Source organism: Paenibacillus sp. MBLB1832 (genome assembly GCF_032271945.1).
GTDB lineage: Bacteria > Bacillota > Bacilli > Paenibacillales > NBRC-103111 > Paenibacillus_E > Paenibacillus_E roseopurpureus.
In genome coordinates this window covers 1,835,275-1,852,186 of the sequence record NZ_CP130319.1, presented here as the reverse complement: position 1 = coordinate 1,852,186, position 16,912 = coordinate 1,835,275, and the positions used below count along the sequence as shown (strand labels likewise).

Annotated in this window: 6 protein-coding genes; 3 read left to right on the top strand and 3 right to left on the bottom strand. The window is 45.0% G+C overall.

What is annotated here, in order from left to right:
- Positions 1–77 precede the first annotated feature (77 nt).
- A complete protein-coding gene (locus tag MJB10_RS08195; RefSeq protein WP_314803332.1) occupies positions 78–5,654 on the bottom strand; it encodes a sugar-binding protein in 5,577 nt (1,858 codons plus the stop codon).
- A gap of 267 nt (positions 5,655–5,921) precedes the next feature.
- The gene (locus MJB10_RS08190; RefSeq protein ID WP_314803331.1) at positions 5,922–7,619 is read right to left on the bottom strand and encodes an extracellular solute-binding protein; all 1,698 of its coding nucleotides are present in this window, start codon (positions 7,617–7,619) and stop codon (positions 5,922–5,924) included.
- Positions 7,620–7,816: 197 nt separating this feature from the next.
- Here MJB10_RS08190 and MJB10_RS08185 point away from each other — a divergent pair, with 197 nt between their 5' ends.
- From MJB10_RS08185 to MJB10_RS08175, 3 genes are all read left to right on the top strand, one after another.
- The gene (locus MJB10_RS08185; protein WP_314803329.1) at positions 7,817–9,544 is read left to right on the top strand and encodes a sensor histidine kinase; all 1,728 of its coding nucleotides are present in this window, start codon (positions 7,817–7,819) and stop codon (positions 9,542–9,544) included.
- A 16-nt stretch (positions 9,545–9,560) separates the two neighbouring features.
- The gene (locus MJB10_RS08180) at positions 9,561–11,213 is read left to right on the top strand and encodes a response regulator (RefSeq protein WP_314803328.1); all 1,653 of its coding nucleotides are present in this window, start codon (positions 9,561–9,563) and stop codon (positions 11,211–11,213) included.
- Positions 11,214–11,506: 293 nt separating this feature from the next.
- Positions 11,507–12,961 carry a cellulase family glycosylhydrolase gene (locus MJB10_RS08175; protein ID WP_314803326.1) on the top strand — a complete coding sequence of 485 codons (1,455 nt, stop codon included), beginning with the start codon at positions 11,507–11,509 and terminating at the stop codon, positions 12,959–12,961.
- 83 nt (positions 12,962–13,044) lie between these two features.
- On the opposite strand, the gene MJB10_RS08170 is transcribed toward MJB10_RS08175, so the two are convergent.
- Entirely contained in the window at positions 13,045–16,785 is a 3,741-nt protein-coding gene (locus MJB10_RS08170) for a glycosyltransferase family 39 protein (RefSeq protein WP_314803325.1), read from the bottom strand.
- Between the last annotated feature and the right edge of the window lie 127 nt (positions 16,786–16,912).

The following is a 16,912-nucleotide window of genomic DNA, read 5'->3' as shown; positions in this document are numbered from 1 at the left end:
TTTTTCTAAAAAAGTTTCGCCTTAGAGTAACAAGGCCCCGTTTTTAAACGGAGCCTTGCTTCACAAGTAATTTTAATTTAGTTTAAAATCTTCTTTGCCAACATAGCCAAATCAATAATTGTAATTTCGCCATCTTTGTTTAGATCTGCATTCGAATCCCATTGGCTGTTCCCTTGTTTCAAACCATACCGTACTGCCATGTAGCTTAGGTCATGGACATTAATTACGCCATCTCCGGTCACATCCTCCAACGCTCTGATCTTCTTCAAAGCCATGAATGTGGAGACCGCCGTCTGCAACGCGGTATACGCATCTTCAATTTGACCTTGCATTGCGCCTTCATCCACGAGCACGGCATTGGCTTGGTTAATAGCGGTAAGCAGATTAGCCTTGGAGCCAACCGGGTATTGATCGAACCCGTTTCCTTCAGTAGAAGAATCGTACAGACTTCTTGCAGAGGCAACCGCTTGGCGGAGCGCTTCCTTATCTACGATGACGATTTGAGTGTCTACCGAATATCCTCTTGCGTTAATTGGCTGGCTATCCACATTGGACAAGACGGAGTTGACGCTTATGGTTGCTCCTGCCGCTTGTACAAGGGACTTGGCTCTCCATTGAAGGGAGAATAAATCAGCGCCATTGGTTACACCTGCACCCTGTGAAGTTACTGCAGCAAGTAGACGAACGTGACCTGGGACAGAAGTGTTGGTTCCTACGATCTTATAGTTGGATTGCAACTCTTGCACGCCAACAAACTCAAGCTTATTCGGATCGTATACGATATCCATGTCCTGTGCATATACAGCGCCACGAACCAAATTTTCCAAACCGTATTGGACGGTAAAATGGGACCCAGCAGCTACTGCCTGCGGAACAGTCATCTTTTCTTGAACCGTCGAATCCGTCACGTTAACAACCCATTGACGATCTGCACCGGTTAGGAAATCGAAGGTCAATGTATGTTGGCCGACCGATAGGCTGTTCAGATAGCTAGGTCGAATCGTATATACAGAGCCCGATACGGTATAGTCGGTTCCATTTACCAACGTATAAGAGCCATTCTTGATAACCAGGCTTTGCTGCGGGTTACCATAAACTTGCACGTTCACGCTTACGGGTTGAGAGTCGTACTTGTCATATGCCACTGATACAGGAGTAATCGCTGCGTCCAGCGAACCAACAAGATTCATCTGTCCCCATACGCTAGGCAAGCTGTCTGATTTGTTCTGGGTACCCGACCAGCCTACAATTGCAATCCTCTTACCTAGATTAGCCGTTACGTTCATCTGGACGTCGAATCCAATCTGGTCATCTACCGTATGAACCAATCCTGCAGGAACCTTAACCTGGATTATATAGCCTCCCGGAATTTCTCTAGCGGAACTTACTATTCCCGACAATCCGGCGCTGTCAAAGGCTTGAATGTCATTCTTGTAGGACACGATAAAATGACGCTCATCCGCCCCATAGATGTCAGGCCTTACATTGTCGCTGTCCAGGAAGAAATCGACACCATCCTTCTCCCAAATATTCGCGTTCGCCGAGTTATTCGGATAGATGGAATTGTCCACTTTCACATAGCCATAGACATAATTCGAATCCCACATCACCTTAAGCGTACCTGTAGGCATTACAAAGTCCACCGGGGCAATGGAAGACTTGCTGCGGAGACTTTCTACTTTAACTCCCGGAACGGAATCCCATACTGGATCAACAACCGAAGCGGTAATGTCAGGCGTGCCGAACACAGCTTGGCCCGAGTAATTGACAGAATACGGATTGGTACCAATGTAGAAATAGTATCGGTTCTCTGTAAACTGCACTGTACCGTCAACCTTCGTCTTTACGATGAAATAAAGATTCCGGTAAGTTACGTCAGTGATGGATGGTGCTGTGAATGTGATGGTAGGCGTATCCGAACGGTTCGGAGCTAGCGTCACAGGGGCCGTAGCACCTGAGGCAACCAATTCTCCAGCAGTACTATCCCATCTTGCTTCCCACTCGATGTTCATGTTATGACTCTTCAAGTCATTGTTAAACATGACCATCTTTCTCTTAATCGTTGCACCCGGCTGATAAGTTGGAAGCTTCTCATCCTTGAACAGGTCATTTTCTGTATTCAGGGCCATCTGGTAGATGCCAAGATCAGCTGAAGCAAAAATATGGTAGCTGTTCTGGACGAAGCTAATGATGTTGGAGCCCCAACCGTCCACCCCATTCGTACGGTCTAGCGGACGTACGTCATTTCTGCTGGGGTATGTTTTGGCATCGAACGATGATCCTTGCAGGAAATTCGGCCAATAGTTATTTAAGCACCAAGGCCCGAAAACAGCAAACCCATAGGAGCGGTATAAAATTGCATTATTAGCTACCGTAATCAGCTCGTTGTGATTTGAAACCGTTTTGGTTGTATCCGTAACCCACGCAGTTTCCTCTACTCCTCGAAGCTCCGTTGTGCTGTGAGATGGCTCGTAATAATGGGCGAAAATATACGCATGGTACTTCCCATCTGTGCTATAACGGATTCCACTAGAGTAAGTAGCCTTATCCCCTGAATATGACAGTGGTCGTGTTGTATCTTCTTGGACTGCGGCGTCGATTAAGCCTCTCGAAACCGTCAGATCATCAGTAAATGCCTTCCATTCATTTCCTAAGCTATACCTTGCAATAGATGGGTGCTTACGATTGTACTTTACCATGGCCCTGATCCCAGCTGGTTTATACAACGGGTCCCATATTTCCTTCGGTGTATCGTATCCTCTAAAGGCCGATTCTGGAACAATCATCATTCCTATCTCGTCTGCGGTATCCAGCATGACTTTGGTTCCTGCAGAAGTATGGAGTCGAAAGGTATTGATCCCCAAACGCAAATAGCGTTTCCAGGATTCCTTGGCCCCGTTTACCGGGTCCTCTCCCCAACCCTCAAGTTTACTGTATCCAACTCCAAAGCCTGAAACTGCTCCTGGATTCCACATTGCTTCTTGAGTAGAGTCCATCGTCTGGAATACTTCAACGCCGTTCACTTTATAGCTGGTAGTCCCTTCGGTAAATTCCACGAAGCCAAAGCGTTGGGTCTGCTGGTGTAGAACGGTCTGGCCTTCCTTCAGGGTGAAATTCATATTGTGCAGCTTGGCGGTATAATCCTCACGGAACGGAATATTGGGCCACCAGTAGCTGTCACTGCCCAATCCCCAAGTGACTGGATTGAAGCTTACCTTGTGCTCGGTATGAGCAGGAATGGTTACCGTTTGATCTTGCAATACGGGATAATTCCAGTGATCTTCTGTATTCCAAGGCGTGAGATTGGCAGAAATAGTTACGGTCTTATCGTTGTCGGTCGTATTACTGACCCATACATCGTAAGACAATTGATCCTTCGACACAGAAGGCTTAACGAAGGTATCACTGATATGTACCAGTGGGAAGAAATCAAGTGCAATTCCCTTGGGCATGCCCAAGTAACCGTTGTAATTTAAGCCGGTGTTAAAGCGACCTGTTAGATAGCCAGAATAATTATCCTTACTGTAGCTTCTGACCATCAGAGTGTGGGGGGTGCTATCCTTCACATACCGGGAAATGTCCAAAGTGTAAGGATAAATGGAGTAGGGAATGATATCCACCGGTGTGTTCAGGTCATCGATGAAGACCTCTCCACCATCATAGATGGCTGGAATCTGAAGCTTAATCGCTTCGTTCAGATGGTCGGCAGGAATGGTGATCTGACGTTTGAAATCAATCCATTGGAAAGTCCCTTGGTTGAAATAATTCGGCAGATAAACCGGCTTCCATAACGTTGCAAAATCGCCCTTGTAGCTCCATGCTTGCTCAGTCAGGTCCATGGAATAGACAGGCTGTATATCCCTGTATTTCGGATTCGATTGGTTGGACCCAAGCAAAGCGGGAGCTTCCGTAAATCCGCCTGTACCATCCTGGCTGACGACGACCCAATTATCAGACAGAAGGTATTGTCCGGTTCCACCCGCAGCTCCCTCCGCCCCGATATTCACTGTCAGCTTATTATTCGAGACAGGAATGTCCTTGATGATATACAAGGTCCATTGTCCTATTGCCGTCAATGGAAGGCTAGTTGTCTTGGTGCTGCTGTTCGAATCATAGCCTTGAGCTTGGACGAGAAGCCGGCTTTGCCCGCCGCTGGACTTGATCCAAACCCCGAAAGTATATAGCCCATTCTTCAGGCCCACAATATCCTGATAGACATAAGCTTTGAAGGCACCATCCTTACCAAGCTTCAAATGATAGTTGCCGCTTTGGGAGGGGGATGCGTCCGTTCCTGCAACAGTCGTGATGGCATCCGCATTCGCCGTTGTGTCGGTCCATTTCCGATAGCCGTTAGGAAGCGCGACAACCTTCGCATCCAACTCCATTCCCGGGTTCAACAGCAAGTTATCCCCAGGAGGTATAGTAGGTGCCGGAGTCGGGGTAGCAGTTGGTGTTGGTGTGGCCGTCGGCGTTGCTGTTGGCGTTGCTGTTGGCGTTGCTGTTGGCGTTGCTGTTGGTGTGGCCGTCGGCGTAGGCATTGGTGTAGGTGTCGCCGTCGGTACCGGCGTCGGTGTTGCGTTTGGATCGCTAATCATTGTGATTGAAACATCATCGATCATTATGAATTTATCCGCTGCTGAAGACTGATAGGCGATGGTTACCGTCATCTTGGTAGCGGTCACGGGTATGTTCGTAACCTCAACATAGGTCCAATTTGTAAGCGGATTGGTCTTATCAATGTTGATCAATGTTTGTGTTGCAGAATTATTCACATCATAAGATTTCGACTGCAAGTAAAACTTGCCAAGCCCACCGCTGGATTTCACCCAAGCCCCTACCTTATAAGTACCATTAGGAATTGCTCCAGCTGACAAGGTGTAAGAAAGATATAAATCCGTCGAATATGTTGTGCCTGTTACTGTCGCATAGCTGTTGCCGTTATGGGCATTTGCCGCATCATTTTGAACGACATTGACGATCTTCATGGCATTGGCATCGGTACTGGACAGGGACCAGTTCTTGGGGGTTGTATTCCCACCCGTAACCGTACTGCCAGATTCAAAGCCCGCATTGTTCGATACATAGCTTCTGCGTACTGTCACATCATCAATATACAAGTACTTGGAGCCGGAATCTCCATTGTATCCGAACTTGACGGAAAGACTGTTATTGGAGACACTGATGTTATTGATTTCGATGTAGGTCCATTGACCGCTTGTTACGTTCGGATTGTAAGTAATGGCTGTGCCGCCAAAATTCTCCGCAATGGCTTGGAAGAGTGACAGCCCACCGCTCAATTTCACCCATGCACCCAGGGTATAGTTGCCGTTCGTCAGCCCTGACATGGAGGTGCTTAAGTAAACATTGGCTGTTATCGCTCCGGACATACTGGCATAATAGCTGCCGCCATGCGCCGGACTAGCCCCGGTGCCCAACACCGAGCTGACTGCCCCGTCCGCAACGCCGCCTGCACTGGTAACCGTCCACGCGACCGGCTTGCCTATGCCATCCACGACTTCAAAGTCCCCGTTGCTAATTACATTTGGATCCGCCGCCGCATATACAGACCTTTCGAATATTGGGATGAACCCACTGAATATGGAAAGCATGATAACAACAATCAAGAGACCTGAAATCTGTTTTCTGATTTTCAATTCAAACCCTCCTTTTTATCTGGATACATCGTTTATGCATCCACTTACGGTTCCCAATATGGAACCGTATACATGAACACCATCACCCCTCCTTTTGATTACCCATCAAGCTATCCGCCATATTTTAAATTTATCATTCCATTTCTCCAACGGATATATCATCATTGCAACATTCGATATGATAATCTTAAACTTGTCCAAACATCAAACAACCCTCGAAGAGTTAAATCATCGAGGGTTGTCCTTAGTCTAAACTGCCATTTTCAATTATTTGGACGAAACACTCCGATACCAATCATTCACCTCTTGGGTAATTTGGTCCCCGCCCATTTCCTTCCATCTGGTTACGAAGTTATCGAATTCATTTACACTATCTTTATTGTAAATAATTCTCAGAAATGTATCTCTTTCCAGATTGGACAGAGCCTCCCATTTTTGCCGCATGGTCTCCGTCTGAGAACCCAAGAAGAGATTCCGGATTGACGCAGCTTTCTGGTCCTTAATAATCTTTGTTGCCATCCATTCCAAATTCGTTGAAGGTTCTTTTTTGGTAAGGTCCGCTGAATTAATATAAATTTGCTCTTCGAGGGGCGTGGTCGGCATGCCTCCTTCGTAAAATTTGAGTCTGGCGTTAAATTCCAGCAAAGGATCAATAGGCTGTCCTGTTGTGAGAAAATATGAATTTATATTTACCCTAAAGCCTGCAGGATTATCCGCTGGGTTTCGGCTTACCTTCCCGTCCTTGATCACATAGTCGTAGCCTTCTTTCCAGCCATTCTCATACTTGCTCCCCCATTCGGGGTCGCTATATTCGTAAATTTTGTTTAAATAAAGAAACAAGGCATCCAAATGTTTAAAATCCTTGCTAACGAGCAATGCGCCGTTCGGAACTCTTGAATCCCTCTTGCCAACCTTTCCAGTCGGACCGGCAGGAATGGGATATGGCTTAACGACGGCTAGCGGTTCGTTCTTGAGCAAGCCCGTTGATGAACGGATCGTTGACGTCGCCGTGAAGACAGGGCCTGCAATAATACCTGCTTTGCCTTGGCGAAAGTCTTCGTCCGCTTTGCTGGGAACGATGAGCGCACTGTTGGGTGAAATATATCCTTTCTTGAACCAACTCTGCAGTCTCGCCAACGCAGTCTTAACTTCCGGTTGAATGGAACCATATTCCAGCTTCTCGCCTCGCCACTTATTCCAGAAGGTTGGGATTACTCCATAGGCCCCGAACAGCCAACTAGCATCGGAACGCCATTGTACGGGACCTTCCTTCAAGCTAATACTTAAAGGAGGGTTATGAAGACCTTGACCGAAGTCCGTATTATACATGGCTTCCATTACCTTTTCCAACTCGTCAAAATTCCGTGGTGCCTCCATATGGAGCTGATCCAACCAATCCTGACGAACCCACAAGACCGGTTCGTTCTGATGCTCCCTTTCAAGAATTGGAAATCCATACAGCAGCCCATCTTTATTCACCTGATACCAATAGGAAGGATCTCTTTTGAAAATAGCTTTGAGCTTATCCGAGGCATACCTATCAAAGGCTTCTCGGATATCTAACAGCTTACCAGAGTCAACAAGGTCTGCAATCAATTGATCATCGCTGGAATTATTAGCAATCTTGATGACATCCGGCAGCTTGTCGTTGGTTGCAAGATATAAGCGTATCTTGTTATTGCATTGATCCGTTGTCGTTACCCATTTATATGCCAAATTAATGCCAAGTTCATCTTTAGCCCAACGAGTATGAATGTTATCCGTTAGATTTTCATTATTTAAAAACAGTATCGTATTATTCATACATCCAACTGTTGTAATCGTAACAGGAGGATCAAATTTGCCTATGCCGATGCCCGAATTTTCCAATGGAGGGCCTTCATTTGGGCAGGCGGAGAGAACGCTGGATATAAGCAATACTGAGAATGCGGCTGCTATTTTCTTGTATCTTGGTTTCTTTGTCATCCCTAATTCCCCCCCAATTTCATATCTGATTTGATTCCACCATCATTGTAATTCAAGTAGAGAATGCCTGTAAACGATTCATTTCGTTATGGATATCTTTAAGTAATACTGAATTAGTCCAAGAATTTGTTCTTTATTCTTGTTAAGTTTCCCTTTATGATAAATGTAAAAAACTGATAAAGGGAGGATCAGGAGACATGCGAATCCGGTTAAGTATCTTTCAGAAGATCAATATTATACTCATCATCTTGTTTGTGCCGACACTGATCCTAATCTATTACAGCACCCGGACAAGCACCGAGGTGGTAAGAAATGAAATCCTGAAGTCAAGTGAAACCTATCTATCCCTCCTTGCCAACCAGATCGACACGACCGCTGACCAGTTGTCCTTCTACGCAATTACCATGAACCGGGATTCCACTCTTCGGAGCTTTCTCAACTATGAAACTCTCCAAGCTCCCTATGATAAATATACGACAAGGAATACGATTGTGGAGAAGCTTAAATTAAATAGTACATCCAGTTCTTGGAACAATTCAATCACCGTTTTCGCCCCACGGATTAAAGAAGTGGTATCCAGTGATGATTCAATCACATATAACGAAAATTATATTCGTGCTAATCTGACCCCGACATGGAAGCTCCATGCTCCGGATAAGCGTTACGGAAGTGATTCCTATTTTATCCGTCATTTTACCGACCCCATCTATACCGCTGGCAAGCTGCCTTTTTATTACCAATCTATAACGGAGATCACTTTTTCCAAAAGAAATTTGATGGAAATGCTGGATACATTCCGTGCTAGCGGGAATATACACGACCCGATTCTATACATGCCAGATCAACCGCCTATCCTTAATAGCAAAAGTGAAGCCAAGAATATCGAGCCACTGATTGCAAGCTTAGACGGGATCGACTTATCCTCCAACGGACATATAACGACGCAATGGAATGGAAACAAGTATCTGATCACCTATAAGATGTCCAAGACATTGGGATGGTACTTGACTGACTATGTGCCCATTAACACTGTACTATCCCCTATTAAGCGAATCAGTTTGATCTTTACAGCCATTCTGTTATTCTTGATTGTGGTCGGTTTCACATTATCCTTCACCATTTACAGGAACGTACAGGCTCCTATCGCCAAGATGATGTACAGTGTCCGGACCTTGATGCGGGGTGATTATTCTGCTCAGATTGACTATCAAGCCAAGAATGAATTCCATATTCTGATCACTCAATTCAACGCAATGGCCCGGCAAATCAAGGAACAGATTGAAACCATCTACGAATCCAAAATCCGGCTTCAGGAAGCGACATTAAAGCAGCTTCAATCCCAGATTGACCCGCACTTTCTTTATAATTGCCTTAACTTTATTCAGAACAGCGCCAAGAGAGGGGACGAGGAGATGATCATCTCCATGACATTAAACTTAGGGGCGTATTACCGGTACACTACCCGACTGGGGAATCCACTGAGCACATTACATGAGGAGATAACGCTGATCCGGAACTATCTGGAGATTCACAAGCTGAGACTCCGTAAGATGAGTTACGACATCCAGATTCCAAAGGAGATGGAGAACATCGAGCTGCCGAGACTGCTCCTGCAGCCCCTGGTAGAGAATGCGATTATTCATGGAATTGAGCCTAACGTTCACCCGGGTTACGTGAGGATTACCGGAGAGATGAAGGACGGTTTCTATAGACTTGATGTGGAGGACAATGGGGTCGGTATGAAGGAGGAAGCCCGACTAAGGCTCAATAAAGCCATGACGAATTCAGGGAATGAGGATGATTTGTGCGGTGTCTGGAACGTTGCCCAGCGTCTGCTGCTTCACTGGGGAGAACAGGCCGAAGTGGCAGCAATACCATCGGAGCTTGGAGGCCTGAAAATCAGTCTATCATGGCCAATTTTATAAGAAGGGGGTAGAAATCTTGTTCAATTTACTCATCGTTGATGATGAATGGCTAGCTGCTGATACCTTAGCGGAAAATATCCCATGGAGTCAATACGATATTCAGGAGGTTCATCGTGCCTATTCCGCAATGGAGGCTCTTGAACTGATGAACACCCATGCCATCGATATTGTCATTACGGATATTCGGATGCCAGGCTTCAGTGGATTGGAACTGATCCAGAAACTCAGAGAGTCCAACAGGAGAACCAAATGTATTGTACACTCTGGCCATGCCGACTTTAATTATGCCAGGGAAGCCATGGTCTCCCAAGTATCCGAATATCTGGTGAAACCCGCTAGTGACGACGAAGTTATCTCAGCAGTCGTTCGGATGGCGGACCAGCTAAGGCAGGAATGGGCCCAAATGTCCTCCCTCCATAAGGCTTCTTCCACTCTAAAGGAACAAGCGCCAGCTATTCTTTCCACGCTGGTAAACGATCTGCTCAAAGGTAAAAAGTTTAAGGATGAAGAACTTGAATATAAGCTCAAGCTGCTGAATAAACCCTTTTATCCAGGGGACCAGTTCGCCATTATCGTCATCCGTCTCGAGCAGCATTTCACCAAGTTTGATCCAGCCAGCCTGGACTTGTTTGAATATGCCATTAGCAACATCGCCGAAGAAACCTTAAGTGACCACTTCCACCTGCTGGCAGGGAAGGACCCCCACGATTATCTTGTCTTGATTGTTAAGCTGGACGAAGAGAAAGAAGCAAGGCTGAAGCAATTGAATCCTGAGAGCCTGAACAGCCCAATTCTGCTTCAACAGACGGCCATTAAGGTTCAAGACAATGTACGAACCTTTCTGAAAGGAAAAGTGTCCATGGTGGTTAGCTCTTGGGGTGTCTTCCCCCAAGATGTCTCCGACCTGTATCAAAGGTCCGTATCCTCTATTCGCCGCAATGTCGGTAACGATGAGGATATCTTTCTGACCCTGTCAGACGAGCTTCAGCAGACTGCCCCTGTCCGCTCCCTGCAGGTTCTCTATGAGCCGCCGCTGCTCATGCAGCTCCTGGATATCGGCAAGAAGGAGCCCGTTCTGGAGAAGATTGAAATGATCACCTTGGAGCTCGAAGAGCATTGGAGGGATTCCAGGGAACATTTACTTGAGGTGTATTTTTACTTTTCCTCGGCATTTACCTACTTTTCCCATAAGAGCGGGAAGCGAATGGAATACTTGCTTGGCCATGCCTATGAGCCACTGATTTCTAGCATGGCGTTCCAAAGTGTGAAACAACTGAAGGACTGGGCGATTCATGTAACGGAATTGCTGTTCGAGGACCTGAGCCAGAGCATGGCAGCAGGTAAGAACAACGTGGTTCAAGAGCTGCAAAACTTTGTGAACGTCCATTTAGGGGAAGATGTGACGCTTCAGGCATTAGCTGATCATGTTCATCTCCACCCGGTATATCTGTCCAAAATCTTCAAGACCGAAACCGGCGAGAATCTGAGCGACTATATTATTCGTTTAAAAATGGAGCGAGCTTCCTACCTACTCCAGCATTCATCAGATAAAATCTATGAAATTTGCAACAAAATTGGATATCAGAATTCTTCCTACTTCATCAAGTTATTTCGCAAATATTACGGAGTCACCCCTCAGGAATATCGAGATGGGCAGTACCCAGGTTAAAATAACCCACTCTGGTTTCATTTAACCAGAGTGGGTTATTCTGTTAAGAAAACATTATCCAATCTTGCAATCGTATCATTGTTCGTGAAGGAGCATCGTGTTACTTTGAATACATCAGCCGATAGATTTGTTTAATTGCGAATGTCGAATTTACTCGAATCCAGCCGGTCATCCTCGTCAAACTATATTCACAATAATTTGAAATCGCTTACAGAAATTAACCATTGAAAGGAGGTGGTATCGCCTGTTGACATGGCATTGGTATAACCCACAAATTTAGGGAGGTACAGTTAATGACTCAATCCATCTATGGAAAAAGGCTTTCTGTTTCGAATTTGACCTTGGTATTATCCCTGTTATTCGTGCTCATCAGTCTCTTTTTCTTTGCTACAACGACCCATGCCCAATCCACAGCACGAGACAGGGTTAATATTCAGAATGGGAACGTGGTTACCGATGATGGCAAGCCGCTCCGTGGCGGACGTTTCTGGATCACCCCGGGCGCTATTACCCAGATGCAGGCCGAGCCGACTCAATTCCGCGAATATTTCCGCTCCTTGTCGAGAGATTACCATCTGAATGTGGTACGAATTTGCATTTATGACCAATATCAAACCCTTGACCCAGCTTCTGTCTCTAGTACCGTAGATACTGTCGTCAACTGGGCGGAGGAAGACGGCATCTATGCCATCGTAAATTGGCATACCGGCTTTGAAAATTACACGACCCAGATCAATTTGACTCAAGCGGACCGTTTCTGGGCATTTTACGCTCCTCGCTATAAGGATCGGACACATGTGATCTACGAGGGAAGCAATGAAACCGTTACCAATGCAGCTTCCCAGGAGCATATGTACAATTACATCCGGAACCTAGCTCCGAATACTCACCTTATTATGTGGTCAGTCCCTAACACATCTCAGTACTATGGTGGCGATACAACCAGGCCTGTGATTGACTTAACGACCATTCAAAATACAACAGGTATTAACTACTCCAACGCCTCCATCGGCTATCATACTTATAGTTCTACTTCTGAAGACACTACTGCCAAGAGCTGGAGAGACGCCGGATACCCCATTATCTGCACGGAATTGTTAAGCGATTCGGGTACGCGTACGCCAGTGAATTACGTTAATATGATGCCACTAATCAAGTCAAAGGAAACCTTGGGCATCAGCTGGATGAACTGGATGACCTTCAATTACCGCATACCGGTTGTGGATCAGGGCATGAACTTTACAGCGGACTTCATAACGAACCTTGGCACATACGGAATCACCTTCTGGCCGGAAAACTTCAAATCCCTCGTCGTAAACGGTGGATTCGAGAAGGATGCGCTGAACTCCCAGACCATCACTGGTTGGACCACCAGCAGCGCGACGCCAAATGCGGATTATGTTGATAAATACGCACATGACGGCAACAACCGATTGACGCACTATTATGCCAGTGCTTTCAATATCTATACCTTCCAGACGATCACAGGTCTATCGGATGGCACTTACAAACTTACGGTATGGGTCAGACGCGGCGGAACCTTTACCAGGAGCATGATCGTAGCCAAGAAATTCGGCGGAACCGATTTGAGCGTTACTACCCCGGATAACTCTAGCTGGACTCAGGTAACTATCGATAACATCGTTATTGCCAATGGTTATGGTAAAATTGAGGTTGGCGCTTATACCGATGCGAATGCCGGAGCATGGATCGGTATTGATCAAATTGACCTCATTCGAACAAATTGATCCGCACTCACAGCCCGTTCCAAATGGACTAATACTTGAAGCCGAGATCCTGATTCAGGACTCGGCTTTAAGTTTCGTTTTTATCAAAACTGCCATGAATCTTTCCATTTCAAAAAAGTGTCAACGTACTCCCGATCAACGATAGCTCCAGACAAAATAGGATAAAAGAGAATAAATAAAAGGAAAGCTAAGATTAAATATCCATAAACAATTCCATTAGCCCATCTTTTGCTAGAAGCTCTCTTGTCCTGTAGGGCCTTTTCTTTAACATACATAATCACATACGTGATGCACAAAATCATAAACGGAACGGCAGCAAAAAAATGGTATATGAAAGTCAACCTTGCTACAAGCATCCACGGCACATATACGGAGCCAAGCGCAACGGAAATAAATAAAATGCGCCTGTCCTTGTTTTTATACCCGATCCATGAAGCCAATAGAACGCTTGCTATCCCGATCCATCCCCAAATTACAGGATTGCCCAAAGCCACGATCAACGAGGTTTTTCCATCAGGCAATTCCTGACCTCCGTAATACCACACCGGTTTCTCCATCGTAGGCCATTGATACCAACTCGAAGAGAATGGATGCGTTGCTTTCAAGCTGCTATGGTAATTGTACATATGTTTTTGATAGCTGACTACGTCTGCCAGCCCATGTCCTGGTCCAGACACCATCATGAATGGCAAATACGACATCACATAGATTAGCAACGGAATGATGATAAACCATATTACGCACCAACCGACCGTTATCATCACAAATTTTGGGAACACGCTTATTCTATATTGGCTTCGTGCAAGATCCGCTTGCTTGTTACCACTTTTTTTCTTTGCATTGGATTTATCGCATTCACACTGCGCTTCTCTGTATTCGATGTATCTATCTCTTAAGGAGATTAACAAAATGAGAGCCAAACCCGCCCCCGCGTACAATGAAATCCATTTGGACGCTACACCCAAGCCAAAAAACAGTCCACTCAGCGCAAGTGGTATTAAAGTTCTTTTTAAGCCGTCTACAAAGAAATTCATATTGAAATAACGGTACATAAAGTAGAACATCATCATGATAAAAAATACCGCATACACATCAATCGTTGCAATTCTTGTTTGTACGAAATGCATAAAATCAAACGCGAGCAAAAACGAGGCGATAAATGCATATTCCGTTTTACGAAACAGCCGCTTCGCGAAAACATACATGAGGGGTATCATCATGATACCAAACACGGTTCCAACAATCCGCCATCCGAATGGATTCATCCCAAATATCCACGTTCCAACAGCAATACATATTTTACCCAAAGGGGGATGTGTGCTTTCAAAAGGCTCGAGTTGATGGGTATGCTCATAAGCCGTACGAGCATGGTATATCTCGTCAAAATACATGCTGTTCAAATACGATTGTTTATAGGAGACTTCCTTTTGTTCATCAAACAGGTTCTCAATGCTGCCTTCCGAGCTGTTGCTGATGTTCTCTGCCTTTACATTGTGAATCTGGAGCGGCTGTTCACTCCCACTGCTGAAAATCGCCAGCTCATTTAAGCGGGTTCCCGGTGTTTCCACCTTTACCCTAATATAGCGTGCTGGTTGGTTAATCAGTAGGCTTTGCCAAGTAAATACGTTGCCGCCATTTCTGTTAACCGTATATTCCCCTTCCCAATTGAGACCATTCTGCGAAATCTGTAGCTTAAACGATCCGTTGCCTAGTGCAGCGAAACTGTTAACTCTCTCGACTGGCTGAATTTGTCCTAAATCGATAACCAAACTTTCACCCGCATTTGCCGGCTTCCAATACGTTTCTGGTGCTAGGTTCGACCCCAAATTAAATAATGCGAAGGAGGAATAAGCACAAACTAGAACTAGCATCAAGAGAGCGTCTCTTTTGTTTAGCTTTGATTCTGGCTCCGAAATTGGTTGCGAAGCATATCTAGAATTACCAGATACCATGGGTTTAATGGGTTTAATCCCAACAATTTTTCCTTTTATGTAAATGTCCCATCCAACTTTGATTAAAGCTGCAAACAGCCATGTATTTGCCAAAGAAACGCTTAATACGAAAAAATCAAAGCGGTTAATTTGAAAAACTTTTGCCCAGCTGTTCATTAGCACATAATGCGCATTCACATATTGCGTGATACTGAAACCTGCGAATATGAACAGCAGCCGGCGGTCTTTCGTATGGAGAAAACTCATAAGTCCAAGAAGTAATCCATAAAAAAGGTACCGCTCATGCATCTTAACCGAAAGCATAAACATGATTGCCGTAAATAAGAAGCCTATATAATACAATTTGCTGTTATCCGCTTTACTTTTAAAGTAGAGAAAGGCACAATAAATCAAGCCGATAGCTGTGAAGATCGTACTCCAAGCACTGTACGGAATAAATAAGAATGTTTTGGATACTGGCTGCCAATTCTCACCCATCAAGTCATATATATTAAAAGCATTTAAGCTAGCATACGGATATTGGGAAAGTGTGCTGAGATAAAGCTTGTACAACCACAAAGGCCCTCCCGATTTATGCAGCGTGAATGGGAGTGACAATAATACAATTACCGAAAGGCCATACACCACGCTGCGCACAAAAACAGACAGGCTTTTTTGACGTAACAACACAAACAACAGCAGCGGAGTAAAAATGAGTGCCTGCGGTTTTATTAAAATGGCGAGTGCAAAAACAACTGCCGAATGAGGTAATCGGTTTTGGACAACCAAGTACATGGCAAACAAGATAACCATCGTGAAAAATGCATCTACCTGCCCCCAAGCGGCCGAATTTACGATAGAAACTGGATTAAAGGCATATAAGACAGCCAAAGAAATGGCAGTTTTGGGCTGAAACTTTATTTTAGCCATGCGGTAGATGAAAGAACTGATCATAAGATCGGTCATCATCGAGGGTAATTTAATAAGAACGGTAAAAGCAACATTCCCAAGCGAAAATAACTTCTGTAAGCCTCCAATAAGATACAAAATATAGATGTAGCCGGGCGGATAATCAGCGAAAACATTTCCATTATAAAATTGGGATAATCCATCAGAAAAAGCGTGATTAGCCCATGCTTTAAATACATTGATGTCCGTGTCGTGTCCAATAGACAATGGAGCAAGGAGCATCCTAAGCATGAACGCTGCTGCTAGAATGATCATCATCAACTTATTTTCATTGGACCTTAAGTGAGGTTGTTGGTTGACTCTCATGATTCGATAAAGTATCACAAATAATAAAACATATAATGCCGAGAACAGCAGTATTGGACTTATTGAAATGTCGTTTGCAGACCGATCTTCCTTGGATGCAGCCACAGGTTGATCTGACATCCCTTGATCGAATGTGGTGACTGTTGCTCCTGAAGGCGCAACTTCTACCTCCTTCAAAGTAATGTCATCAAATGAGGCACGACCTGTATTGGGACTCCCGTAAAATCCCAATCTCGCATTGACAATTAATTGACTTTGTTTGGTTCCTGTTCTGCCATACCATTCAACAAATTTCCATCTCCCATTCGTATCGTGAACATCTTCCGATGTGGACATGATACCGTCGACCGTTAGAAGCGCCCCTTTACTGTTCGTTCTTGTCCCATCGGCCATGATCCAGGCAGAGAGCTTGTACAAGGTGTTCGGCTTTACTTGTACCGTTTGCATCCAACGGGAGTCATTCTCCTGTTTGTTTTCAATGGATACATAGTAATTTCCAGAATGTGCCCCTCCGTTGACAACAGAATAACCTGTTATCTCACTCTCCGTTTTCCAAGCGGTATGTGACCACATCAGTGGTACATTGTCATCAATTTCTTCGAAACTTCCATTCTGCATGACATTTGGGGTTGCCCCAAGTACGAAATTGGAACAGCTTAGACTGACATAAAGGACGAACCAGAAACAAATTAAAATCCTTTTTATTTTCATTAAAAATGTTCATCTCCAGCCCCGTGCTCATAGG

Bases quoted from the DNA above. Each gene is read 5' to 3' on its own strand.
- MJB10_RS08185 (WP_314803329.1), top strand. From the start codon at position 7,817: ATGCGAATCCGGTTAAGTATCTTTCAGAAGATCAATATTATACTCATC.
- MJB10_RS08175 (WP_314803326.1), top strand. From the start codon at position 11,507: ATGACTCAATCCATCTATGGAAAAAGGCTTTCTGTTTCGAATTTGACC.
- MJB10_RS08190 (WP_314803331.1), bottom strand. From the start codon at position 7,619: ATGACAAAGAAACCAAGATACAAGAAAATAGCAGCCGCATTCTCAGTA.
- MJB10_RS08170 (WP_314803325.1), bottom strand. From the start codon at position 16,785: ATGCAGAATGGAAGTTTCGAAGAAATTGATGACAATGTACCACTGATG.